Here is a 23,282-nt window from a genome sequence, read left to right as displayed (position 1 = left end):
GGTGTGGAGCGGATACTAGGCAGGCTTCTGTATTCTTAAAAATACTGTTTAATAACATTTATATTCTTTTTTGGTATATGTATGGTGCAGTCTCGGTGTAAGCAATATAGCGATTATGGAATAAGTAAATAATTTCTTATTCTTTTTATGCTTGGTCCGGCCTGCCTACACTGCACACCATTGCAACCTGTGGGGGCGCGTACGATGCGCAACGAAGCGATCCGTTACCTGATAGTGCCGGGCTGGCAAGGCTCAGCCGATGAGCATTGGCAAAGTCACTGGCAGCGCAGCCTGCCGAACAGCGCGCGGGTGGAGCAGGCCGACTGGATGGCGCCGCGTCTTGACGACTGGGTAGCCGAATTGGCCCGCAGCATCGCCAGTGATCCGCGCCCGGCGATCCTGGTGGCCCACAGCCTGGGCTGCATCACCGTGGCGCACTGGGCAGCGCGTGCGCCGGTCGAGTTGTTGCGGCGGGTGCGTGGTGCCCTGTTGGTGGCGCCGGCGGATGTCCAGCGCAGCAACTGCCCGCAGGCGTTGCAGAATTTCGCGTCGATCCCCCGGCAGTTGTTGCCGTTTCCCAGCCAGTTGGTCGGCTCCGACAACGACTCCGCCGCCAGCGCCGCGCGCGCGCTCGAACTGGCCGCTGCCTGGGGCAGCGAGGCGGCGATTCTGAGTGGCGCCGGGCATATCAACGTGAAGTCCGGGCATCGCCATTGGGAGCAGGGCTTCGCCTATCTCTATCGGTTGCACTGCCGCATCGAGCAACACGCCCGCCGTCGCGCCTGAGCAGCGAGCACCGTTTGCCCTTTCATCGACCGTAACGGGTTGCATTGCGGCCTGCCTGAAGAGAGCTATCCATGCGCCAGCCACCGGACACTAATCAGCCGTTGCTGACCTTCCCCGACGCCGAGAAAAGCCCGCTGAGCATCCGTGCCAAGGCGCTGGTGTTTATCGATCCGCGTTCGCGCCAGGTGCGCGATCGGGTCGAGCAGCTGGCCAGCCAGCCCTTGCCGCTGTTGATCGAGGGCGAAACCGGCACCGGCAAGGAGCTGCTCGCCCGCTATATCCACCGTGCCAGCGAGCGCCCGGGGCTGTTTGTCGCGCTCAGTTGCAGCGGCCTGAGCGTCAAGCATGCGCAAGCCGAGCTGTTCGGCTATGCCGCCGGTGCCTATCAGGGCTCGATGAGCAGCCGCGCCGGCTGGTTCGGTTCGGCCAATGGCGGCACCCTGTACCTGGATGAAATCGGTGACCTGCCACTCGCGCTGCAGGCGCAGTTGCTCAGCGCCGTGGAAACCGGCGAGGTGCTGCGCGTCGGCGCGGCGCAGGCCAGCCCGGTGGATGTGCGCCTGCTGGCGGCCACCAGCATCGATCTGGCGCAGGCCGTGGCGGCCGGCAAGTTCAACCCGCGGTTGCTGCATTACCTGGGCGATGGCCGCCTGAACCTGCCAGCCCTGCGCGAGCGCCCCGGCGACATCCTGCCCTTGGCGGAATACTTCCTCGGCATCTATGCCCAGCGCCTGGGGCTGCCGTTGCCGGCCATCGGCCTGGCGACGCAGACACTGCTGGAGCGCCATCCATGGCCGGGCAACACCCGCGAGCTGGAAAACGTCATCCACTTCGCCCTGCTGGTCAGCAGCGGTGCGGAAATCCTGCCGCAGCACCTCAATCTGCCGGGCCGGAAGGAACCGCTGACGCAGCTCGCAGCCGATCTGCAGCAGCTGCTGGACGCCGCCGATGCATCGCAACTGGTTGCCTTGCAGCAGGTCTTGCAGCGCGCCGGCCAGCGTCTGGACGAGCTGCTGGGTTGAGAGGTTGTGAAAAAACACGCAACGGCGCTCGCTATGTTCACCAGCGCTGCGCCGCTGCGTTCAATCGGACGCCAGCAGCGAGACGGATTTGACCTGCACCCACAGCGCCTGCTGTGCATGGATGCCCAGCCTGTCGAAGGAGTAGCGGGTGATGCGGGCGATCATCCGCTCATCGCCGACCCGCAGGCCGACCAGCATCTGCGCCTGGTTATCCAGCGCCAGCCAGTGTTCGACCCGCGCCGGTAGCAGGTTGAGCAGGCTGGTGTCCTGGGCCTGCTGCAGACTCAGGCTGACGTCCCGCGCCTTGATTTTCACCCGCACCGGCTTGCCCGCGGCCAGGGGCGCATGGGTCAGCTGCAGCACGGCGTCAGTGCCGCTCAGGCGGATGCTCAGCAGTCGATAGTCCGGCTCGTAGTGGCTGACGATGCCATCGACCACGGCCTCGGCATCCTCCTCGAACATAAAGGGCAGATCGCTCCTCAGCAGGGTTTCCTTGAGCGGCCCGCTGGCCTGCACCTTGCCTTCATCCAGCACCACCAGGTGATCGGCCAGGCGCGCCACCTCGTCGGGCGAATGGCTGACATAGAGGATCGGGATGTCCAGCTCCTCGTGCAGGCGTTCCAGGTAGGGCAGCACCTCCAGCTTGCGCTTGAGGTCGAGCGAGGCCAGCGGTTCGTCCATCAGCAGCAGGCGTGGGCTGGTCAGCAGGGCGCGGGCGATGGCCACGCGCTGGCGTTCGCCGCCGGAGAGATTGTCCGGCATGCGCTGCAGCAGATGGCCGATGCCGAGCAGCTCGACCGCCTGCTCCAGCGGCACCCGGCGACTGTGGGCGGGGATGCGTTTGCGGCCGTACTCCAGGTTGCGCCGCACCGACAGGTGGGCGAACAGGTTGGCGTCCTGGAACACGTAACCCAGCGCGCGCTGGTGCGGCGCGACGAACTGGCCGTTTGCGCTGTCCTGCCACAGCTCGCCATTGACCTCGAGATAACCGTCGGGCGCCTGGTCCAGGCCGGCGAAGCAGCGCAGGCAGCTGGTCTTGCCCGAACCCGAATGACCGAACAGCGCGCTGATGCCGCGGCCGGGCAGGCACAGGTCGACATCCAGGGCAAAGCCCGGGCGCTCGATCTTGAAGCGCGCGCGGATCAGCTTCTCCGCGGCCTGGGCCGGCCCCACCAGCGGCTGGCCGCCGAACAGTTGCTTGAGCATTACCAGCCCTGCCTGACGCGGCGGCCCGAGTAGAGCGCCAGCAATACGATGAAGGAGAACGCCAGCATGCCGCCCGCCAGCCAGTGGGCCTGGGCGTATTCCAGGGTTTCCACATGGTTGTAGATCTGCACCGAGGCCACCTGGGTCTTGCCGGGGATATTGCCGCCGATCATCAGCACTACGCCGAACTCGCCGACGGTGTGGGCAAAACCGAGGATGGCCGCGGTGATGAAACCGGGTTTGGCCAACGGCAGCACCACCGTGAAGAAGGCGTCCCAGGGATTGGCGCGCAGGGTCGCCGCCGCCTCCAGCGGCGCACGGCCGATGGCCTCGAAGGCGTTCTGCAGCGGTTGCACGACGAAGGGCAGCGAATAGAACAGCGAGCCGATCACCAACCCGCTGAAGGTGAAGGTCAGGGTGCCGAGGCCGAGGCTCTGGGTCAGCTGACCGATAAAGCCGTGCGGGCCCATGCTCACCAGCAGGTAGAAACCGATCACCGTCGGTGGCAGCACCAGCGGCAGGGCGACGATGGCGCCGATCGGCTGCTTCAGCCAGGAGCCGGTGCGTGCCAGCCACCAGGCGATCGGCGTGCCGATCAACAGCAGCAATACGGTGGTCAGCGAGGCCAGCTTGAGGGTCAGCAGGACGGCGTCGAAGTCGGCTTGGGTCAGGGGCATCGCGATGCTACCTCAGCGGTTGTAGCCGTAGGACGTGATGATGGCCGCCGCTTGCGGACCTTGCAGGTACTCGAGCAGGGCGCGGGCCGCGGGATTGTGCTGGCCCTGCTTGAGCAGCAGCGCGTCCTGATTGATCGGCGCGTACAGGGTTTGCGGCACTATCCAGGCCGAGCCACTGCCGAGCTGACCGTCCTTGAATACCTGCGACAGCGCGACGAAGCCCAGTTCGGCGTTGCCGGTCGACACAAACTGCAGCGCCTGGGTAATGCTCTGGCCCTCGACCAGCTTGCTTTGCAGCGCGGCGCGCAAACCGAGTTTATCCAGCACCTGGGTCGCGGCCAGGCCGTAAGGCGCGGCTTTCGGGTTGGCGATGGCCAGGTGCTGGAACTGGCCTTGCTTGAGCACCGCATCGCTGCCGTCGAGGTAGTCAGCCTTGGCCGACCACAGCACCAGGCTGCCCATCGCATAGGTAAAGCGCGAACCGGCAACCCCAAGTCCTGCGCTTTCCAGCTTGGCTGGGGTGCTGTCGTCGGCGGCGAGGTACACCTCAAAAGGCGCGCCATGCTGAATCTGCGCATACAGCTGGCCGGTGGCGCCGAAAGAGGCGACCACGTTATGCCCCGTCTCTTTCTCGAATTTGCGGGCAATCGCTTGCAGCGGCGCGGTGAAGTTGGCAGCCACCGCCACCTGCACTTCCTCGGCCAGCGCGCTGGCGCAGAAGGCCAGGCCGGCGAACAGCGCCAGGCATGTGCGAGGGGTACGTTCAGTCATCACATGGCTCCTTGAACCTTGGTTTACCGGCAGCGCCTGTGCACTTTAGCCTGCACCTTTCGTTATATACAGAGAAATACAACGCTAGGCGGAAGCTGGCCAAAGGAGTCGGCAGCAATGGCGTGGCCGTTGCCTGCGAAGTGACTGTCCGGCAGCGGCTGGCTCGGGCTTTAGCGCAGGGGGCGCGAGTTCGCCCGCCCGCCCGTTAGCTGGCGTACATAAGCGCGGCTCACGGGCGGCGCCAGACGCTGGCCAGCCAGGGCTGTTGCGCGCGCGGCAAACCGGGCGGACGGTAGTAGTGTTGCAGTTCGACGAAACCGGCAGCGCTCAGCAGCGCCTGCCAGTTGCTCAGGTCGTAGTAGGCGCCGTAGCGCTCGCCGTTCCAGCCTTCCTGGTTCTCCCCGCGCGGGTTGGAGCTGAACAGCACGCCGCCCGGCTTGAGCGCGGCGTACAACTGATCCAGTACCCGCGGCAGTGCCTGGCTGGGGATATGGAACAGCACGGCGTTGGCGAAGATGCCGTCGAACTGCGCGGCGGGCAGATCGAGGGCGAGGAAGTCCTGCTGCCAGACCTCGCAGCCACTGTCTGTGCGGGCCATCTCGACGAAGCGCGGGCAGCCGTCCAGGCCGATGGCCGTGTGGCCGAGGGCGCTGAAGGTACGCAGGTCGCGGCCCGGGCCACAGCCGAAATCGAGAATCCGGTAGGGCGGCTCGGCCAGGATATGCCCGAGCAGGGCGGCGATGTTCTGGCTGACATCGTGATCGCGGGTGCCCTCGCGGAACTCCTCGGCGCACTGCTGATAATGCTGCAGGGTGAGGGCGCTGATCTGGGCGAGGTCGTCGGGGCTGAGCATCATGCGGGCGGGCCTTGGGCGGAACCAGAGGTGATATTAGAACCTATCCGTCACGCCGCGGGTTGATTCGATAGTTGCCGCCGCTCCGCCGGACGAGCGCCCCAGGTGCAATGGGCTCGGCCATGCTGCGAGTACGCCTTGCGCGCTCGGCCCAACCTGCGAGCTGGGTTGCCGGCAAAGGGTTTCGGCCTGACCCCGCAGATGATTCGCAGAGGGGCTTCTTTTTCGCTGGCGAAGGGTTTAGTGTAGAGATAAATACTTAAAGAGTTTTAAGCTCTACATGAAAGATTGGCTCTCTCTGGTGATCGCCTTGCCGACCGCCAATGCCACGGCCCGTATGCGCGCCTGGCGCGCGCTGAAGGCCAATGGTGCCGCGGTGCTGCGCGACGGGGTGTACCTGCTGCCCGACCGGCCGCTGTGCCGCGAGGCGTTGCAGGCGGTCGAGCGCGATATCCGCGCGATCAACGGCACGGCCTATCTGCTGCCGGTGCGAGATCCCGAGGGTGAGCGCTTCGTCGAGCTGTTCGAGCGTCGCGAGGAATACGCCAGGTTGTGGGCGGATATCGAGGACTGTCGCGCCCAGCTCGGTGCGGACAACGCACTCGAGGCCACCCGGCGGGTACGCAAGCTGCGCAAAACCCTGGCCAATCTGACCGCCATCGATTTCTTCCCCGGTGAAGCCGGGCCACAAGTGAACACGGCGCTGCAGGAGCTGGAAAGTGCCCTCAGCCGTGCGCTTTCGGCGGACGAGCCGACAGGCCAGGAGCTGCCGATTGCCTTGCTCAGCCGTGGCGATTACCAGGGGCGGATCTGGGCGACGCGCAAGCGGCCCTGGGTCGATCGTCTGGCCAGCGCCTGGCTGATCAAGCGCTTCATCGATCCCGCCGGGCGCATCCTCTGGCTGGACTCGCCCGCGGATTGCCCGGCCGATGCGCTGGGGTTCGACTTCGATGGCGCGACGTTCAGCCATGTCGGCAACCGGGTGACCTTCGAAACCCTGCAAGACAGTTTCGCCCTGCACGAGCCCGGGCTGAGACGCATTGCCGGCGTGGTCCACTACCTCGATGTCGGTGGCCAGCAGCCAGCCGAGGCCAGTGGTGTCGAGCAGGTCCTGGCGGGGCTGCGCCAATCGATTGCCGACGACGATCAACTGCTGGCCAGCGCGCACGTCGTGTTCGACGGGCTGCTGGTCGCCTTCGCCGAGGAAGCCAGTAGCGATGAGTAACGATGCCACGCCACACCCCGCGCCCGAGCGTGCGCGTGTCGAGCCCGTCAGCCTGGTCGAGGCCTTTCTGTTCTGGCTCAAGCTCGGCCTGATCAGCTTTGGCGGCCCGGCCGGGCAGATTTCCATCATGCATCACGAGTTGGTCGAAAAGCGCCGCTGGCTGTCCGAACGGCGTTTTCTGCATGCGCTGAACTACTGCATGTTGCTGCCCGGTCCCGAGGCCCAGCAACTGGCCACCTACATCGGCTGGCTGATGCACCGCACCTGGGGCGGGGTGATCGCCGGGGCGCTGTTCGTGCTGCCGTCGCTGTTCATCCTGATCGCCCTGTCCTGGGTGTATATCGCCTTCGGCGACGTGCCGCTGGTGGCGGGGATCTTCTATGGGATCAAGCCGGCGGTCACCGCCATCGTCCTGCAGGCCGCCTGGCGCATCGGTTCGCGGGCGCTGAAGAACAACTGGCTGTGGGGCATCGCCGCGGCGTCCTTCGTCGCCATTTTCGCCCTCAACGTGCCGTTCCCGCTGATCGTGCTCGGCGCGGCGCTGCTGGGCTATCTCGGCGGGCGGCTGTTGCCGGAGCAGTTCAGCATCGGCGGTGGCCATGCGGCTGCGGATAAATCCTTCGGCCCGGCGCTGATCGATGACCACACGCCGACACCCGCCCATGCACGGTTTCGCGCCTCGCGCCTGGCCCTGATCGCGGCGGCCGGCGCTGTGCTCTGGCTGGTGCCGATGGGGCTGCTGACCTGGCTGTACGGCTGGGAGGGCACCCTGACCCAGATGGGCTGGTTCTTCACCAAGGCGGCGCTGCTGACTTTCGGCGGCGCTTACGCGGTGCTGCCCTACGTCTACCAGGGCGCCATCGGCCATTACGCCTGGCTGACGCCAACCCAGATGATCGATGGCCTGGCGCTGGGCGAAACCACGCCGGGACCGCTGATCATGGTGGTCGCCTTCGTCGCGTTCGTCGGCGCCTATGTGCAGCAGGTGTTCGGCCCCGAGCAGGTGTTTATCGCCGGCGCCCTGGCGGCGACCCTGGTCACCTGGTTCACCTTCCTGCCGTCGTTCCTGTTCATTCTCGCCGGCGGGCCGCTGGTGGAGTCGACCCATGGCGAGCTGAAGTTCACCGCGCCGCTGACCGGCATCACCGCCGCGGTGGTCGGGGTGATCCTCAACCTGGCGCTGTTCTTCGGTTATCACGTGCTCTGGCCGCAAGGCTTCAGCGGCACCTTCGACTGGCCCTCGGCGCTGATCGCGCTGGCGGCGGCAGTGGCGTTGTTCAGGTTCAAGCGCGGGGTGATCGAGGTGATCGGCGCCTGTGCGCTGGTGGGTTTGCTGGTGCATATGTTGCTGAACTGAGAGCTTGTGAAAAAACTCTCGCCTACTGCGACCGCCCCCAGGCGCCCGCTGCTGGCGTTGCGCTACGCAAAAAACGGGGTCATTTAGCTCACTAAACTCCCCCATTTTTCGCGTAGCGCGCCTGGCCGCGAACACCTGGAGACGCTCTCGCTACGGCGCTCGATATTTTCACAAGCTCTGAGGAGGTGTGCGATGAGCCGTATCTCGATGTGCGAACTGGCGGAATGGCAAGCGGCGGGCAGGCGCTTCACCCTGCTGGATGTCCGCCGGGCGCCCGTGCGCCTGGTCGACGCCACGGAAATTGCCGCAGCGCAGTGGCGCGATCCAGACGCGCTGTTCACCTGGAAGGAGCAGATCCCGCGGGATCGGCCGGTGGTCCTGTATTGCGCCCAGGGCCACGAGATCAGCCAGGGCTGCGCCGCCACGCTGCAGGCGATGGGGCTCGATGCGCGTTACCTGATCGACGGTTTCGCCGGCTGGCGCGGCGCCGGCCGGCCCATCCAGAGCCTGGCCAACCAGGCAGGAGGTGCTCCATGAAGTGGATAACCCGTGAACGGCCGAAGATCGACCGGATTGCTTGCCCCTGGCTGATTAGCCGGTTCATCGATGCCGAGGCGGAGTTCCTCTATGTGCCCAGTGGCGACGTGCTGCGTCTGGCGCGCGAGCAGAACGCCACGCCCTATGACATACCGGGCGTCGAACTGTCCCACGAAGGCGAGTTATGCAGCTTCGACGCATTCCTGAAAAAGTACCGGCTGACCGACCCGGCCTTGCCGCAACTGGCGCAGATCGTCCGCGGCGCCGATACCTCGCGACTCGACCTCAGCCCGCAATCGGCGGGCCTGTATGCCATCTCGCTGGGGCTGTCGCATGCCTTCGCCGACGACCAGGACATGCTGCGTCACGGCCTGGTCCTGTACGACGCGTTGTATGCCTGGTGCAAGGATTGCCAGGGCGAGTCGCATAACTGGCCGCCGCAGATGTGACTGGCAGCGACGGCCTTATGCCCCCCCTCGATACGTTTACACCACCCCTTAAGCGGCCGCCAACCGGCCGCTTGAGAGGCACCAAGGCGCTGCTCCTCAGAGAAACCAGCGGTACTCGCGCGCGCTCAGGTCATGCATGAAGGCCAGATGATCCTGGCGCTTGTTCTCGCAGTAGACCATGACGAACTCGCTGCCCAGGCCCTGGTTGACCACCGGGTGGTCACGCATCGCCGCCACGGCGCCGAGCATGTCCTGGGGGAAGTCGATGCCGCTCTGGCGATTGTCGTTGAGCGGGGCGATGGGTTCGCGCTGGGCATCCAGGCCGTGCTCCATGCCGGTGAGGATGGCGGCCAGCACCAGATAGGGGTTGGCGTCGGCGCCGGCCAGGCGGTGTTCGATGCGCAGGTTGCGGCCGTCCGATTCGGGAATGCGGATGCACGCATCGCGGTCTTCATAACCCCAGCTGGCGCGGCTGGCGGCGTTGACCATGGCGCCGTAGCGGCGGTAGGCGTTGTGGTTGGCGGCGAAGATCGGCATGCAGTGCGGCAGCAGCTCCAGGCAGCCGGCCACGGCATGCCGTAGCGGGCGCTGCTGGTCCGCCGCCAGCAGGTTGTTGTCCGCCGCGTCGTACAGGCTGACATGCACGTGCATGCCGCTGCCCGGCGCCTGCAGATAGGGCTTGCTCATGAAGCTGGCGCGCTGGCCGTGCTTGAGCGCCACGCCGCGGGTGCTGCGGCAGAACAGGGCGGCCCAGTCGGCGGCGCGCAGGCCGTCGTCGCAGTGGCCGAAGTTGATCTCGAACTGGCCGGGGCCGAGTTCGGCGGTGATCACGTTGGCGTCGACCCCCTGTTCATTGGCCGCCTCGACGATCTCGTGGAGCACGTCGGAGAAGCGCGACAGGCGTTCGATGTGCATGTTCGGCTGGTCGTCGGCATCGCCACACAGCGGGTCGCGGGGGAATTGCGGCAGGCCATCCTTGAGTGCGCGGTCGAACAGGTAGAACTCCAGCTCGAAGGCCACCACCGGGCGGATGCCGCGTGCTTCCAGGCGCTGCAATACCCGTGCGAGCACCTCGCGCGGCTCGAATTCGATCGGCGCTGCGGTGCCGTCGGAGCTGATCAGCATCTGCCCCAGCGGTTGGCTTTCCCAGCGTACCGGCTTGAGCGTGCCGGGGATCAGGCGGCGCGGCGCATCCGGGTCGCCGTCGTTGAAGCAGTAGTCGCCAATCGGGTGCAGACCGCCCTGGGCGCCTAGCAGCACGCAGTTCTGCGGAATCTTCAGCGGGCTGCCGGCGGCGACTTTTTCCAGCATGTCGACCGGGTAGCGCTTGCCGTAGAAATGCCCGGGAATGTCCAGGCTGATCAGGTCGACGTAGCGCACCGCCGGATGCTGGGCGCGGAAGGCGCGTACTTCGCTGAGCAGATCGGGAAAGCTTGTTGTTGTGGTCATGCGTAATGATCCTGCGGGCAATGGCACTATTTCGCTACGGGACGGCTGTTTAGCGGAACACCCAGAGCACCCGTGTCGGTTGGTCGGTGAGGTTGGCGTAACGGAATTGACTGTGTGGCGGCAATTGAAAACTGTCGTTGGGGCCCAGGGTCACGGCTTGCGGGTCGTCGCCCAGCCAGATGCTCAGCTCGCCCTCGAGGACGAAGCCGCCTTGTTCGGAACTGTCGTCCAGGTGCCCTTCGCCGCTGCTGGCGCCGGGCGCCAGATGGCTTTCGAGCATGGAGAAGCCGGCCGACATGCTCGGCGATACCAGCACGTCGGTGATCCCGCCGGCATAGTAGAGCGTGCGCCGCTCGCCGGGGCGGGTCACCCAGCGCAGTGCGCGCGGCTTGCTCAGGCTGTAGAAATAGGTGGTCGGCACGCCCAGGGTTTCGCTGATCGCAGTCAGGTCGGCCACGGTGGGGCGCGACAGGCCACGCTCGACCTGGGAGAGAAAGCCCACCGAGCGGCCGATGCGCTCGGCCAGCTCGCCGAGGGTGAGGTTCTTGTGCTTGCGCAGGTCGCGAATCAGGATCGCCAGACCTTCGACTTCATCTTGCATGTCCATGTTGAGTTCCTGTGAGGCTGTTGTAGGGTGGATGGCGCTTTTTCCATCCACCGACCGTTGCCGGAAAACGCTTCGCGGTATTCCAGCCTGAGGATTCAGACGATATCGCGCAGCCGGTACCAGGCCTTGCCGGCGGCCTCCAGCGGCGCGGCGAGCAGCGCGCCACCGGGGAAGCGCGGGTTGCCGATGGCCTGGTACAGCGCCAGCAGTTCCTCGTCGCCGAGAATCGCCTCGCTTACCGCGCGGGCGCCGGCCAGGGTTGGCAGCACGCCGTGGCCGGAGAAACCCTGCAGCCAGTAGCGCTGGCCCCGGCGGCCGATATCCGGGGTGCGCTTCATGCTGACGTCGATATGCCCGCCCCAGGCGAACTCCAGCTCGACCCCGCGCAGTTGCGGGAATACCCGCTCCAGATAGGGCCGGGTGGCACTGGCCACGTCTTTGGGAATGCCGCCCAGGTAAGTGCAGCCGCCACCGAACAGCAGGCGCTGGTCCGGGGTCAGGCGGAAATAATCGGGGACGAACTGGTTGTCGATCACGCAACTGTTGCGCGGCAGCAGCGAGCGCGCCAGCTCGGGGGCGAGCGCCGCCGTGGCGACCTGGTAGGAACCGACCGGCAGCAGGCGGCTGGCCAGCTGGCGATCGAGCCCATCGATGTAGGCGTTGCAGGCCAGTACCAGCACATCGCTGGCTACTTCGCCCTGGGCGGTGCGGGCGACAAAGCCGGCGCTGGTTTCGTGATACTCCAGCACCTGGCTCTGTTCGAAGATCTGTCCGCCGGCCTGCTCGATGGCGCTGGCCAGGCCCTGGGCCAGTTTCAGCGGGTTGAGGTGGGCGGCCTCGGGGTCGTAGAGCGCGGCCAGGTAGCGCGGGCTGGCGATCCACTCGGGCAGTTCCTCGCCCTCGATAAAGCGCATGTGTGGGTAGCCCCACTTCGCCACTGCGTCGTGCTGCGCCTCCCGCAGTTGCGCAATGCACCGCTGTTGCACGGCGGTCCACAGGCTGCCGACCCGGTAGTCGACGTCGAAGCCATGCCGCCCCGGCAGTTCGCGCAGCTCCGCGGCGGCCCAGCGCATGCTGTCCCACAGGCGGCGGGTGCGTTCCTGGCCCAGCGCCTGCTCCAGCGGCGGCATATCGCAGGACCAGCCGAGCAATGCCTGGCCACCATTGCGCCCGGAGGCGGCCCAGGCCACCCGGCTGGCTTCCAGCAGGATCACCCGCTTGCCGGCCAGGGCCAGGCGCAGCGCCGTGTGCAGGCCGCTGAAGCCGGCGCCGACGATCAGTACGTCGCAGTTCAGCCGGTCGTCCAGGGTTGGCCGCAAGGCAATCGGACCGGGAAAGGTGCGCGCGTAGTAACTGGCGACATGCTGGGCGGATTGTTTGAACACGGCACGACTCATGAAATTAACAATATTTAATTTCATGAAAAAATACACTGTTTAATTCATAAAGCCAAGCCGCAACTCGCCGCACCGGTCAGTTCTGTGCCGACAGCGGGGGTTCATGAGTGCTACCGGGCAGGCCCTGGGGGGATTGGCCGCGGGCATAACGCCGCCTGCGTCGTCTCGGCGGGCTGTTCGGTCAGGATTGGCCGACCTGGTTGCGACCGCCGTGCTTGGCCCCATAGAGGGCGCGGTCGGCGCGCTCCAGCAGTTCGCCGGCATCGTGTGCGCCTTGTTCGGTCGAGGCGATACCGGCACTCAGGGTGACCGAGAATTCGCTGCCGCCGGCGATGAAGTGCAGCTCGGCAAAGCGTTGACGAATTTCATCGAGAATCCGCCGGGCCTGAGCAGCCGGGCAATCGGGCAGCACCACGAGAAACTCTTCGCCGCCATAGCGGCCCAGGCTGTCGACCCGGCGCAGGCGCTGGCGCAGCAGGTTGGCCAGGGCACGGATCACGTTGTCGCCGGCGACGTGGCCGTAGCTGTCGTTGACCTGCTTGAACAGGTCGATATCCAGCATCGCCACGCTGGCCGGTTTGCCGCTGCGTTGTGCGCGTTCCAGTTCGATGCCGACCTGCTCCTTGATGTCGGCATGCTTGAGCAGGCCGGTCAGGCTGTCGCGGGACAGGGCGATGCTCAGCAGGCGGGCGCGCTGGGCGCGGGAGAATACGGTGGTGACCAGGGCGTTGTCGGCGATGGGTTTGCTGACGAAGTCGTCGCCGGCCTTGATCAGGGCATCCATCTGCCGGGTGATATCGGTCTCGGCCGACAGGTAGATGATCGGCACCCGCAGCCAGTCGTCGTTGAAGCGGATGATCTGCGCCAGTTCGGGGCCGGTGCAGTCCGGCATGTTGACGTCGAGCAGCACCACCTCCGGGTTGAAACGGCTCATGGCCTCGAAGATCCCCGCCGGGCTTTCCAGCACTTCGACCAGCATGTTGGCGCCGCGCAGGATCAGGCTGTAGCGGCTGGCCAGATGGTGGTCGTCATCGACGATGAGCACCCGGTAGGGTTCGCCCTGCTGCTGGGCAAAGCAGCGTTCCAGACGGTTCTCCAGTTGGGGAATGTCCACCGGTTTGGTGAAGTAACCCATGGCGCCGACCCGTACCGCCTCCAGGTGGGTGGCGAAATCGTCCTCGGTGGTAATCACCAGCAGCGGCAGTGGTTGCTCCAGGCGCTGTTGCAGAGCGGCGGCGTAGGCCAGGCCGGTTTGCTCGCTATCGCCGAGGTTGACGTCGATGATCAGCGCATCCGGCAGGCGCCGTTGCAGCGCCGCGTCGAGGTCGGCGATACGGCTGAAGTGCTCGGCGTGATAGCCGAAGTTGCCCAGGGTCAGGCGCATGCTCTCGCCGATGCTGGTCTCGTCCTCGAGAATGTAGATGCAGTGCACGTCCGTCTCGGCTTTCGGCGTCGCTTGCGGACGTGCGCGGCTGTTCGGCGCCGGCTCGCTCTGTACGCCTTGCGCGGCGAACTGCTGCACCTGCTGGATGAACTCCTGCAGGCCCTGGTCCTGCAGGCGCAGGCTTTCCAGCCAGTGCATGGCCTGCTGCTCCAGTTCGTGGGCGCGCTGGCCGATACTGGCGAAGCCGAAAGTGCCGGCCGCGCCCGCCAGTTTGTGCAATTGATCGCGCAGGCTGCGCAGCTGCTGCAGTTGCGCCTGGTGGTCGCCGGCTTGCAGCAGTTGCGCCTTGCTGGCCAGTTCGGGCAGTTCCTGCGCCAGGCGCTCGGCAAATTTTTCGCCGAGCAGTTGCAGCTGGCGCTCCAGTTCGCGGGTCGGGGTGTGTGGTTCAGCCATGAACACGGTTCCATATTTGTCGAACCTGGGCGGCCAGCTGCATCGGATCGAAGGGTTTGATGATCACGTCGCGGGCGCCCAGGCCGCGGTAATGCTCGATCTCGGCAGGCTGTACCTTGGCGGTCATGAACACCACCGGAATCTGGCCGATATCCACCAGCTGGGCGATTTTCGCCAGGGTTTGCGGGCCGTCCATGCCCGGCATCATCACATCCAGCAGGATGAAATCGGGGGCGAAGCCCTGCACCTGATCCAGCGCATCCTGGCCGCACGAGCAACTCAGCACCCTGAAACCGCCGACGGCCTCCAGGGCAACCTTGGCCACCGCCTGGATCGACGGGTCGTCTTCCACGTGCAGGATGCGCGACAGTTCAGGCATTGAAGGGCTCCTTGGCGGGCAGCAGGCGCGCGAGAATAGTGAGGAGGTGTTGCGTGTCCAGGCGAGTTTTGCCCAGTGCGGTGTCCACCTGGCTGAGCTGTTCGCCGGACAGCCCCGAGCCAGAGAGTACCACCACCGGCGAGCGCGGATGCAGCCGCCGCAGTTCCTCGAGCAGCTCCAGGCCATGGCCGTCGGGGCGCTGCAACCGTTATCTGAGGCGCCGCTGCCTCGCTTGTCGGGGCGCGCGGGTCATAGCTCGGCGCCGTTCGCCAGGGGCAGTTCGAACCAGAAGGTCGCGCCCTGATCTGTCTCCGAGTCGAAGCCGATCTGCCCGCCCATGCGTTCGATCAGTTCCTTGCTGATCGCCAGGCCCAGGCCGGTGCCGCCTTTCTGCCGGGTGTCGCTGGCGTCTGCCTGGGAGAACTTGTTGAAGATGCTGGCCTTGAACGCCTCGGGAATCCCTGGGCCGTGGTCGCGCACGCTGACCCGCACCTGCTCGCCGCGCTGTTGCACGGCCACCTCGACAGACTGTCCGGCGGGGGAGAACTTGGCCGCATTGGACAGCAGGTTGGCCATGACCTGGGCCAGGCGCTGGCGGTCGACCCGAACCTGGGCGGCCGGTATGGCATTGAGCAGCTGCAGGTTCACCCGATACTGGCTGGCATAGGGCTGGTTCTGCGCGATGGCCTGGGCGAGCAACGGTTGCAGGGGGTGTTCGCTCAGCTCGATCGGCATCTTGCCGGCCACCAGTTTGTCCATGTCCAGCAGGTCGTTGATCAGCTGGCTGAGGTGCTGGCTGTTGTCCTGGGCGATCGTCAGCATCTGCTGCATGCTTGCCGGCACGGCGCCGAGCACGCCGCCATTGATCAGGCCGAGGGAGCCGGCAATGGCGGTCAGCGGGGTGCGCAGTTCGTGGCTGACGGTGGAGACGAACTCGTTTTTCATCTGCTCGACGCGCTTGCGTTCGCTGATGTCGCGGATCACCGCAATGAAGCGCCGCTGGCCCTGGTGGCTGATTTGCGACACGGCCAGTTCCATGGCGAAGGATTCACCATTGCGGCGCAGGCCGGTGAGCTCGCGCACCGTGCCGATCAGCCGGGTTTCGCCGGTTTGCCGGTAACGCGCCAGGTATCCATCGTGGGCCGAGCGATACGGCTCGGGCATCAGCAGTTTGACGTTGTGGCCCGCCACTTGGGCCAGGCTGTAGCCGAACAGTTTTTCCGCCGCATGGTTGAACGTCTCGATACAGCCCTGTGCATCGATGGTGATGATGGCGTCCAGGACGTTGTCCAGCAGGGTGTGCAGGTAGTGTTCGCGTTCGCGGATGGCCCGCTCGGCCGCGACCCGCTCGCTGAAGTCCTGAATCTGGGCGACGAAGTGCACCGGCCGGCCTTCGCCATCGCGCACCAGCGACACGCTGAGCAGCACCCAGATGGTCCGGCCCTGGCTGTCCAGGTAGCGCTTCTCCATCTGGTAGCCGTTGTTCCGCCCGGCCAGCAGCGCCTCGACATTCGCCAGGTCGGCGGCCAGGTCGTCGGGGTGGGTGATCTGCTGAAAGTCGCTGGCCAGCAGTTGCACGCGGCTGTAGCCGAGCATGCGGCAGAGTTCGTCGTTGACCGCCAGCAAGCGTCCCTCGGGACTGACCAGGGCCATGCCCTGGGGGGCCGTGTTGAAGGCACTGCTGAACAGTTGCTGGCTGAGTTTGAGTTCGTCTTCGATCTGCTTGCGTTCGCTGATGTCCCAGATGAAACCGTCCAGCCACAGCAGGTTGCCCTGCCTGTCGTATTCGCCGCGACCTTTTTCCCGCACCCAGACGCTGTGGCCGTCGGCATGCTGCAGGCGATAGGTCAGCTCGAACACGTCCTGGCGCAAGATGTGTTCCTGGATGGCGTAGGTGCTGGCGCGGTCGTCCGGGTGGATCACGCTGGCATAGCTGCGCACCCGGTTGTCGATGAAGTCGCTGACCGGGTAGCCGCTCAGGTGCTCTATTTCATCGCCCATGAAGCGCATGGTCCAGTCGGCGTCGTGCCGGCAGCGGTAGACCACGCCGGGCAGGTTGGCGACCATGCCGCGGAAGCGACTTTCGCTCTTTTGCAGGGCGCGGGTGGCCTGCTGCAAGGCGCTGACATCGGTGGCGATGCCCAGGTAGCCGTGGACGCTGTCCTGTTCGTTGCGGATGGCGCTGAGCGTCAGGTTGACGAGGCGCGGCTCGCCGTCCTTGCGCAGATAGGTCCATTGCCGGGTGTTCGCCTCGCTACCCTGGGCAGTGGCGACGAACACCTCGAAACCATGGATTTCACGGCCCAGCTCGCGGCTCAGTTCGCTGCCGCGGGCACGCAGCTCTTCGGGCTGGTGAAACAGCATCGGCGAGTGCTGGCCGATGACTTCCGCGGCGCTATACCCGGTGAGCAGTTCGGCACCCGGATTGAACAGGCTGATCAGCCCGCAGGTATCGGTGGCGATGATGGCAACCCCGGTAGCCGAATCGAGCACGGCCTGGAGGAAGGCACGGGCTTCTTGCACCTGAGCCTCGCGCTGCTTGAGCTCGCTGACATCCTGCACGGTGCCGGCCAGGCGGGTCATGCGCCCCTGTTCGTCGGCCTGCAGGCGAGCCAGTTCATGCACCCAGCGGATCTCGCCATCGGGGCGCACGATGCGATGCACCACGTCGTGCAGGCCGCCCGCCAGCACTCGTTGTTCGCTGGCCGCGACCAGGGCCCGGTCGGCGGGGTGCACGCAATCCTGGAACGCCTCGACGCTCGGGGCAAACCCCTCGGCGTCATAACCGAAAATGTCGAAGATGGTGCTCGACCAGTCCAGCTCGCCGGTCTGCAGATTGGCTTGCCAGTGGCCCAGGCGGGCGATCCGCTGGGCCTGATCCAGGCGCTCCATCAGGGTCTGGCGGGTCTGCTCCTGCTGCTGGCGCTCCAGGGTCGCGCCGACCCAACGGGCGAACAGGCGGAGAAATTCGCGGTCGGCCTCATCGAATGGCTGGCTGCGCGCCTCGGGCGAGGCGAAGCACAGGGTGCCGAAACGCTGGCCGGCGACCCAGATGGCGATGCCGATGTAGGTTTCCAGGGTAAACAGCGGGTAGCAGGGGTGGGCGGCATGAACCGACTGGCCCATGTGCTCGATGGCCAGGACCTCATCGCTGTGCAGGGTGAGGCTGCAGTAGGTGTCGCCCAGGGGGAAGTGCTGGCCGTCACTGAGGGCGCCCGCCGGGGAAACCTGCACCCGTACCTGGTAATCCTCGGCCTCGATCTGGCTGATGATCGCCAGCGGCACCTGGTAGAAACTGGCGCCCAGTTGCAGAGCCTGGCGCAGCTGCTCCTGACTGCTCAGGGTGGGCAGGGCGGCAATCTCGTTGAGCACGCGCAGGGCCGCCTGCTGGCGCTGCAGGTGTTGCTGGGCCTGCTCGCGCTGCACGTCGCGGCGCAGCGCCTCGATCAACTGGCCGAGGGTGGCGAGCAGGGGCTGCAGCTGCTCGGCCAGGCTCTGCGGATAGCCATCTGCGCGGTTGGCCAGGCCGAGCATGCCCACCAGGCGGCCATGGGCATGAATGGGCAGGCCGGCAAACGCCAGTAGCGGCGGATGCCCTTCGGGTAAACCACCACTGTGCGGATGCTGCGCAGGCGCATTGCTGATCAGCGCCTCGCCGCTGCGCATGACCTGGCCGAACAGCGTGTCGAGCTTGCGGAACTCCATGCCCTGGGCCGAACGCTCGGCATAGAACGCGGCACTGGCGCTGTCCCAGGCAATATTGCTGATGCTGTAGGTGTGCAGGTAGGGCGCGCCCTGTTGATCCTCGAGCACTTCGCCGATGAAACCGAACTGGCTGGCGGTCAGGTCGAGGATCCGCTCAAGCAGCGCATCGAAGGCTTCGCGCTGGTTCTGTGCGGTGATATAGGCCGCCTGGGCCTGGGCGATGACGGCCAGCAATTGACGCGACTGCTCGCTCTGCTGGTGCCTGTGCTGCAGCTCGTCGCGGTGGCGGCGGATCAGGGTTTGGCTGGCATGGCGGGTGCTCAGCAGCAGCAACAGGAGCAGGGCTTCGGCGCCGAGCCAGGCCAGCAGCCACTTACCGATCAGCCAGCGCTGGTCGCTCTGGTGGCGCGCGACCTGTTCGCTGATATCGCGCCAGGTCAGGGCCGTGACCAGGATGCTTGGCTCGGCCGCCGCTCCGGGTCGATAGCCTGGCAGCATGGTCTGGTTGAGCAAAAAGGTATGGCCCTGATCGTCGAGCAGTTTGAGGGTGTTGCCGCTGGCGGGTGCGGGCAGCAGCCGCTGGGCTTGCCAGCGCTGGATCTGCGCGCGCGAGGAGCCTTCCAGGTACCAGTCGTCGCTGTCGTTACTCAGGCCGCGCAGCACCTCGCCACTGAACGGCGGCGCACGCGCGGAGTGTTTGAACAGCAGGGCGACGCCGGCATCCAGCTCCTGATCCAGCTGTTGCAGGTCGTTGTGCAGGCTCAGGGTGACTTCCAGGGCGCCGATGGTCACGGGCTCGAGTGTGCCAGCCACCTGCAGCGGGGTAATGGCACGCATCACCAGGCTGTCGGCGCCAAGCCCCAGACCGGCCTTGAATTGCCGGTCATGCAGGGCATCCGCGAGCATTGCGCGCTGGGCGCCGGGCTGGTCGCCAAAGCGTTCCGGCTGGTGCACGCGCAGCAAGACTTGCGCCGTGGGCGCGAGGTGGAGGTAGAGCTTGAACGGGTGGCTGGCCTGCAGGTTGCGCCAGCGCGGGGCCAGGCGGGTATAGAGCTGGTTGCGGATGGCGTTGGCGGCGGCCTGATCCGGCTTGCCGCTGTTGTGCAGGGCATAGGCCTGGCGCACCAACTCGATGACCCAGGAGTCGGCGGCAATGCTCTCTGCCAGCAGCTGCGCCTGATCCAGTTGGCGGCGCTGGCTGCCATGCAGGGCCAGGCGCTGCAAATCGGCCTGCTTGGTCATCTGCAGTTGCCAGAAGGTTTCCCGTTCGCTCAGGGCGAGCCAGCCCAGCCCGGCAAAGAACAGTGCCAGGCCGAGGCTGCCGAGGCCGACTATCCAGCGGATCGCCGAGGAGTTTCCCTCGCGGTTCATGCGCGACCTGCTGAGCGAGCCGGCTGCATTCAGGCCAGCCCGGCGAGGCGACGCAGGCGCGCCTGGTCCTTGCTGTCGGCAAGCGGATCCTGCTCACAGGCGGCCAGGCGCATGAGTACGGCCGCGCGCTTGACGCTGTTGTTGGGCAGGGCATAGCAGGCGCCAATCAGATCGCGCAGGACCATGGGCAACTGCCAGCGCGCCTTGATCGCAATCGCGAAGGGCGAACTGAATTGGCCAAGCGCTTGTACCACCTGCTCCTCGCCGAGGCTGTGACCGCGTTTCTCCCAGGCCTGGGCCAGATAGAGCACGCAGAGCTCGCCCATGCGGTGCAGCAGCGCCGCGCTATGAAAGGGCGCCGGATCCAGGCTGCATTGGCGGGCCAGGGCCATGCTGGTTTCGGCCAGCTGTTCGCTGGCATCCAGGTGTGCATCGGCGAGGCTGCGCAAGAGCGGGTTATCCAGGGTGCTGGACTGGCGCAGGGCCAGGCCCATGGCCAGGTTGAGGCTGGTTGCCGCACCGAGTTTCTGCAGCGCTTCAAGCAGGCCGATGCAGGGGCGGCCTGCAGCGTTGTAGGCACTGCTGTTGGCCACGGTCAGCAGCCGGGCATTCAGGGCCGGGTCGTGGCGCCAGTCCTCGGCCAGCTCGCGCAGGCTCAGTTGCTCGCCCTTGAAACTTTGCAGGAGGCGATCGCGGATGCCCTTGCTCAGCGGCAGGTCCAGTTCGCTGGCGGGCAGTTTTTTCAGGTAAGCCACGAAGTCTGCGTCGCTGACGGCGCGGGCCGAGTGATTCCCTGTCTCTGTCTCTGTCTCTGTCTCTGTCTCTGTCTCAGCCGCAGGCAGCAACTGGTCCAGGCTGGCGGCTACGCGCGAGGCCTGGAAGGGTTTGCTGATGAAGGCGTTGATGCCCAGCGCGCGCACTTCCACCACGCTGTTGCGGTCGGTGCGACCGCTGATCATCACCAGTGGCACGTCGCGGTTCTGCTGGCGCACCTGCTTGAGCAGCCGAGTGCCTTCGCCGTCCGGCAGGTTCCAGTCGCTGATCAGCAGATCGCTGGGCTGTTGTTGCCAGTCCGTCAGGGCTTCGGCCACGCTGCCCAGGCAGACGATTTCGGCATGCGGACGCAGGCTCAGAACGATCTGCTTGAGCAGATCGGCGATCCAGTGATCGTCTTCGAGAATCATTACCCGCATAGGTGTCGGCTATTCCTTGGTTCTGCTGGCCATGATGCTTGATTGGTCAGGACGCCGCTACGGCGGGTGTCGGCTCGGGCCCGACCGGTTGTGGCCGGCCGAACAGATAGCCTTGGCCATAGTCGCAGCCGATCTGGCGGAGGAACTCCATCTGTTCCGGCCGTTCGATGCCTTCGGCCAGTACCTTGAGGTCCAGGCTGTGCCCCAGGGCCACCACCGCGCGGGTAATGGCGACATCGTCGCTGTCGTGAGGCAGGCCGCGGACGAAACTCATGTCGAGCTTGAGTTTGTGCACGGGCAGGCGCTTGAGCCGGGCCAGGGAGCTGTAGCCGGTGCCGAAGTCGTCGATCGCCAGGCGAACACCCAGGGCCCGCAGGCGCTCGAGCAGCGCCAAGGCAGCATCCGGGTTGTCCATCACCGCGCTTTCGGTGACTTCCAGTTCCAGGCAGGCGGGATCCAGGCCGGTATCGGCCAGCACCTGGGCCACCTGCAGATCCAGCCCGCCGCGGCTGAACAGGCGGCTGGAAACGTTGACGGCGACGAAACGCGGCGCGTGCGCCTGATGTTGCCAGAGCACCATCTGCCGGCAGGCCTGCTGCAGTACCCAGGCGTCGATGGCGCCGATCAGGCCGCTGTCTTCGGCGATCGGGATGAACTCCCCGGGCGCTACCAGGCCGCGTTGCGGGTGCTGCCAGCGCACCAGCGCCTCGGCCCCGATCAGTTCGCCGCTGGCCATGTCGTGCAGCGGCTGGTAGTAGACACGCAGTTCCTGGTTATCCAAGGCATGGTGCAAGGCGCTGACCAGGTCGACGCGGTGGCGGGCGAACTCGGTCAGCTCCTGGGTATAGAAGGCGTAGCCTTCGCGGCCGCTGCTCTTGGCCTTGGACAGCGCCGAGTCGGCATTGCGCAGGACCTGCTCCAGGTTTTCGGCATCGCTGGGAAACAGGCTGATGCCGATGCTGGCGCTCATGTAGAACTCATGTTTCTCGAGGTTGAACGGTGCGCCCAGGCTGTTCAGCAGTAGCTGGGCCAGGCTGGCGGCCTGGGGGGCATCCAGGCAGTTTTCGCAGAGCAGGCCGAACTCGTCACCGCCCAGGCGCGCCAGGGTCATGCCTTCACCCAGTTGTGCGGCCAGCCGCTCGCCGACCGCCTTGAGCAGCAGGTCGCCGATGTTGTGGCCCAGGCTTTCATTGATGTGTTTGAAGTGATCGAGGTCGATCAGCAGCACCGCGCCCTGCTGTGCGGATTTGGCGCGCTTGATGGCGTTCTCGACCCGCTCGGTGAACAGCAGGCGGTTGGGCAGCCCGCTCAGCGGATCATGGTGGGCCAGGTGGTCCAGTTCGCTCTGCGAGCGCTTCAGCGCGCTGATGTCGGAGAACACCGCGACGTAGTGGCTAAGCTCGCCTTTCTCGTCGTGGATGGCGCGGATGCGCTGCCACTGCGGGTAGATTTCGCCGTTCTTGCGCCGGTTCCAGATTTCTCCGCTCCAATTGCCCCGGGCTGCCAGCGCGTGCCACAGGCTTTGGTAGAACGCCTGGTCGTGGCGACCCGAACTCAGGTGGTTGGGCCGACGTCCGATGATTTCCTCGGGGCTGTAGCCGGTGATGCGGGTAAAGGCCGGGTTGACGTGGACGATGTGCTGGTCGCTGTCGGTGACCAGCACCCCGTCCTGGGTCGCGTCGAACACGGCGGCGGCCTGGCGCAGGCTGTATTCATTGGCCCGCTGCAGGCTGATGTCGCTGGCGGTGCCGATAAAGCGCTCCGGTCGGCCCTGGGCGTCGAGCTGCAGCTGCCCGCGTGACTGGATCCAGCGGTAGTCGCCATCCTGATGGCGCATGCGCAAGGTCACCTCGAACGCCTCCTGGCTGGCGTTGTCCTGGATAGTGGCGATGGTGTGCTCGTAATGGGTGCGGTCGTCGGGGTGCAGCTGTTGCAACCAGCGCGCCCGGCTGTTGCCCAGTGCGGGGGGTTGCAGGCCGAGCAGGGCGGCGTAGCCCGCCGAGAAAAACACCTTGTCGCTGCGCAGGTCCCAGTCCCACAAGCCTTCCTTGGCCGACTCCAAGGCCAGGTTCAGGCGCTCTTCGCTGGCGCGCAGGGTTCTGCGCATGCGGGCCTGCTGGCGCAGGTGGGAGCACAGGATCAGGTACAGCAGGACGCTGCTGAGCAGGACGAAGCACAACCCCTTGAGCAGCTGCACCTGTTCGGCACGCTCGGCAGGCAGGTGCAACCCGGCCAGCAGGGAGTCGCTGAAGAAGACCCACAGCCCGGCCGCCAGCAGGTAGATCAGGCTCAGGCGCACCGCTCCTTGGTGTAGGCTCATAAGGCGTCTATCGGCTCTCTAAGTGGGCACTGTGATAATAGTCTAGGCAGCGGCTCGACATTGTTATCTAAAAGACCAACTGGTTTTATGATCCATGTCGGGGATAATGCACTGTGGCCTGAGTCTCTCAGTCACGCCATG

Annotated in this window: 19 protein-coding genes; 6 read left to right on the top strand and 13 right to left on the bottom strand. The window is 65.8% G+C overall.

The genetic code is table 11. From position 1 onward, the window contains the following. Nucleotides 1-204: 204 nt before the first annotated feature. Both G9C89_RS18425 and G9C89_RS18420 read left to right on the top strand, forming a co-directional pair. Nucleotides 205-786, top strand: coding sequence for an alpha/beta hydrolase (locus tag G9C89_RS18425; RefSeq protein ID WP_172150743.1), 582 nt, complete (start codon nt 205-207; stop codon nt 784-786). 71 nt (nt 787-857) lie between these two features. Then, a complete protein-coding gene (locus G9C89_RS18420; RefSeq protein WP_172150741.1) occupies nt 858-1,808 on the top strand; it encodes a sigma 54-interacting transcriptional regulator in 951 nt (316 codons plus the stop codon). Between the two features lie 60 nt (nt 1,809-1,868). Here the strand turns inward: G9C89_RS18420 and modC are convergent, their stop codons facing one another. The 4 genes from modC to G9C89_RS18400 form a co-directional block, all read right to left on the bottom strand. Beyond that, entirely contained in the window at nt 1,869-3,014 is a 1,146-nt protein-coding gene (modC, locus tag G9C89_RS18415; RefSeq protein ID WP_172150739.1) for a molybdenum ABC transporter ATP-binding protein, read from the bottom strand. After that, nucleotides 3,014-3,697 carry a molybdate ABC transporter permease subunit gene (gene modB, locus G9C89_RS18410; protein WP_172150812.1) on the bottom strand — a complete coding sequence of 228 codons (684 nt, stop codon included), beginning with the start codon at nt 3,695-3,697 and terminating at the stop codon, nt 3,014-3,016. The genes modC and modB overlap by 1 nt, the downstream gene beginning before the upstream one ends. Nucleotides 3,698-3,703: 6 nt before the next feature. Continuing rightward, the gene (gene modA, locus G9C89_RS18405) at nt 3,704-4,462 is read right to left on the bottom strand and encodes a molybdate ABC transporter substrate-binding protein (RefSeq protein ID WP_172150737.1); all 759 of its coding nucleotides are present in this window, start codon (nt 4,460-4,462) and stop codon (nt 3,704-3,706) included. A 229-nt stretch (nt 4,463-4,691) separates the two neighbouring features. Further along, nucleotides 4,692-5,318 (bottom strand): class I SAM-dependent methyltransferase, encoded by a 627-nt coding sequence (locus G9C89_RS18400; RefSeq protein ID WP_172150735.1) that lies wholly within the window; start codon nt 5,316-5,318, stop codon nt 4,692-4,694. A gap of 277 nt (nt 5,319-5,595) precedes the next feature. Here G9C89_RS18400 and G9C89_RS18395 point away from each other — a divergent pair, with 277 nt between their 5' ends. The 4 genes from G9C89_RS18395 to G9C89_RS18380 all read left to right on the top strand — a co-directional run bounded on the left by G9C89_RS18395 (nt 5,596) and on the right by G9C89_RS18380 (nt 8,883). Next, nucleotides 5,596-6,540, top strand: coding sequence for a chromate resistance protein ChrB domain-containing protein (locus G9C89_RS18395; protein ID WP_172150733.1), 945 nt, complete (start codon nt 5,596-5,598; stop codon nt 6,538-6,540). Further along, the gene (gene chrA, locus G9C89_RS18390; RefSeq protein WP_172150731.1) at nt 6,533-7,897 is read left to right on the top strand and encodes a chromate efflux transporter; all 1,365 of its coding nucleotides are present in this window, start codon (nt 6,533-6,535) and stop codon (nt 7,895-7,897) included. The genes G9C89_RS18395 and chrA overlap by 8 nt, the downstream gene beginning before the upstream one ends. Nucleotides 7,898-8,089: 192 nt before the next feature. Beyond that, nucleotides 8,090-8,434 carry a rhodanese-like domain-containing protein gene (locus G9C89_RS18385; protein ID WP_172150729.1) on the top strand — a complete coding sequence of 115 codons (345 nt, stop codon included), beginning with the start codon at nt 8,090-8,092 and terminating at the stop codon, nt 8,432-8,434. Beyond that, the gene (locus tag G9C89_RS18380; RefSeq protein WP_172150727.1) at nt 8,431-8,883 is read left to right on the top strand and encodes a chromate resistance protein ChrB domain-containing protein; all 453 of its coding nucleotides are present in this window, start codon (nt 8,431-8,433) and stop codon (nt 8,881-8,883) included. The genes G9C89_RS18385 and G9C89_RS18380 overlap by 4 nt, the downstream gene beginning before the upstream one ends. A 96-nt stretch (nt 8,884-8,979) precedes the next feature. Here G9C89_RS18380 and G9C89_RS18375 read toward each other — a convergent pair whose 3' ends face one another. From G9C89_RS18375 to G9C89_RS18335, 9 genes are all read right to left on the bottom strand, one after another. Further along, nucleotides 8,980-10,332, bottom strand: a complete 1,353-nt coding sequence (locus G9C89_RS18375) for a glutamine synthetase family protein (RefSeq protein ID WP_172150725.1) — start codon at nt 10,330-10,332, stop codon at nt 8,980-8,982. Nucleotides 10,333-10,381: 49 nt separating this feature from the next. Then, nucleotides 10,382-10,939, bottom strand: coding sequence for a helix-turn-helix domain-containing protein (locus tag G9C89_RS18370; protein WP_172150723.1), 558 nt, complete (start codon nt 10,937-10,939; stop codon nt 10,382-10,384). Nucleotides 10,940-11,034: 95 nt separating this feature from the next. Beyond that, nucleotides 11,035-12,324 (bottom strand): NAD(P)/FAD-dependent oxidoreductase, encoded by a 1,290-nt coding sequence (locus G9C89_RS18365; RefSeq protein ID WP_172150721.1) that lies wholly within the window; start codon nt 12,322-12,324, stop codon nt 11,035-11,037. A gap of 193 nt (nt 12,325-12,517) precedes the next feature. Beyond that, on the bottom strand, nt 12,518-14,173 hold the full coding sequence (locus G9C89_RS18360) for a diguanylate cyclase (RefSeq protein ID WP_172150719.1): 1,656 nt from the start codon (nt 14,171-14,173) through the stop codon (nt 12,518-12,520). Beyond that, entirely contained in the window at nt 14,166-14,552 is a 387-nt protein-coding gene (locus tag G9C89_RS18355) for a response regulator (protein WP_172150708.1), read from the bottom strand. The genes G9C89_RS18360 and G9C89_RS18355 overlap by 8 nt, the downstream gene beginning before the upstream one ends. After that, entirely contained in the window at nt 14,545-14,757 is a 213-nt protein-coding gene (locus G9C89_RS18350) for a hypothetical protein (RefSeq protein WP_172150706.1), read from the bottom strand. Before G9C89_RS18350 ends, G9C89_RS18355 begins: the two co-directional genes overlap by 8 nt. Before the next feature lie 44 nt (nt 14,758-14,801). Further along, nucleotides 14,802-19,628: a PAS domain S-box protein gene (locus tag G9C89_RS18345; RefSeq protein ID WP_172150704.1), complete on the bottom strand. Its 4,827-nt coding sequence runs from the start codon at nt 19,626-19,628 to the stop codon at nt 14,802-14,804. 29 nt (nt 19,629-19,657) lie between these two features. Then, nucleotides 19,658-20,821 (bottom strand): HDOD domain-containing protein, encoded by a 1,164-nt coding sequence (locus G9C89_RS18340; protein ID WP_172150702.1) that lies wholly within the window; start codon nt 20,819-20,821, stop codon nt 19,658-19,660. A gap of 46 nt (nt 20,822-20,867) precedes the next feature. Then, the gene (locus G9C89_RS18335; RefSeq protein ID WP_172150701.1) at nt 20,868-23,141 is read right to left on the bottom strand and encodes a putative bifunctional diguanylate cyclase/phosphodiesterase; all 2,274 of its coding nucleotides are present in this window, start codon (nt 23,139-23,141) and stop codon (nt 20,868-20,870) included. Between the last annotated feature and the right edge of the window lie 141 nt (nt 23,142-23,282).

Origin of the sequence: Pseudomonas tumuqii (genome assembly GCF_013184545.1) — a bacterium.
Classification (GTDB): domain Bacteria; phylum Pseudomonadota; class Gammaproteobacteria; order Pseudomonadales; family Pseudomonadaceae; genus Aquipseudomonas; species Aquipseudomonas tumuqii.
Note: the sequence above shows the minus strand (reverse complement) of the source record. Positions and strands in the feature narration are given on the sequence as shown.

Bases quoted from the DNA above. Each gene is read 5' to 3' on its own strand.
- G9C89_RS18335 (WP_172150701.1), bottom strand. From the start codon at position 23,141: ATGAGCCTACACCAAGGAGCGGTGCGCCTGAGCCTGATCTACCTGCTG.
- chrA (WP_172150731.1), top strand. From the start codon at position 6,533: ATGAGTAACGATGCCACGCCACACCCCGCGCCCGAGCGTGCGCGTGTC.
- G9C89_RS18345 (WP_172150704.1), bottom strand. From the start codon at position 19,628: ATGAACCGCGAGGGAAACTCCTCGGCGATCCGCTGGATAGTCGGCCTC.
- G9C89_RS18380 (WP_172150727.1), top strand. From the start codon at position 8,431: ATGAAGTGGATAACCCGTGAACGGCCGAAGATCGACCGGATTGCTTGC.
- G9C89_RS18340 (WP_172150702.1), bottom strand. From the start codon at position 20,821: ATGCGGGTAATGATTCTCGAAGACGATCACTGGATCGCCGATCTGCTC.
- G9C89_RS18385 (WP_172150729.1), top strand. From the start codon at position 8,090: ATGAGCCGTATCTCGATGTGCGAACTGGCGGAATGGCAAGCGGCGGGC.
- G9C89_RS18370 (WP_172150723.1), bottom strand. From the start codon at position 10,939: ATGGACATGCAAGATGAAGTCGAAGGTCTGGCGATCCTGATTCGCGAC.
- modC (WP_172150739.1), bottom strand. From the start codon at position 3,014: ATGCTCAAGCAACTGTTCGGCGGCCAGCCGCTGGTGGGGCCGGCCCAG.
- G9C89_RS18400 (WP_172150735.1), bottom strand. From the start codon at position 5,318: ATGATGCTCAGCCCCGACGACCTCGCCCAGATCAGCGCCCTCACCCTG.
- G9C89_RS18375 (WP_172150725.1), bottom strand. From the start codon at position 10,332: ATGACCACAACAACAAGCTTTCCCGATCTGCTCAGCGAAGTACGCGCC.
- G9C89_RS18425 (WP_172150743.1), top strand. From the start codon at position 205: ATGCGCAACGAAGCGATCCGTTACCTGATAGTGCCGGGCTGGCAAGGC.
- G9C89_RS18355 (WP_172150708.1), bottom strand. From the start codon at position 14,552: ATGCCTGAACTGTCGCGCATCCTGCACGTGGAAGACGACCCGTCGATC.
- G9C89_RS18395 (WP_172150733.1), top strand. From the start codon at position 5,596: ATGAAAGATTGGCTCTCTCTGGTGATCGCCTTGCCGACCGCCAATGCC.
- G9C89_RS18420 (WP_172150741.1), top strand. From the start codon at position 858: ATGCGCCAGCCACCGGACACTAATCAGCCGTTGCTGACCTTCCCCGAC.
- modA (WP_172150737.1), bottom strand. From the start codon at position 4,462: ATGACTGAACGTACCCCTCGCACATGCCTGGCGCTGTTCGCCGGCCTG.
- G9C89_RS18360 (WP_172150719.1), bottom strand. From the start codon at position 14,173: ATGGCTGAACCACACACCCCGACCCGCGAACTGGAGCGCCAGCTGCAA.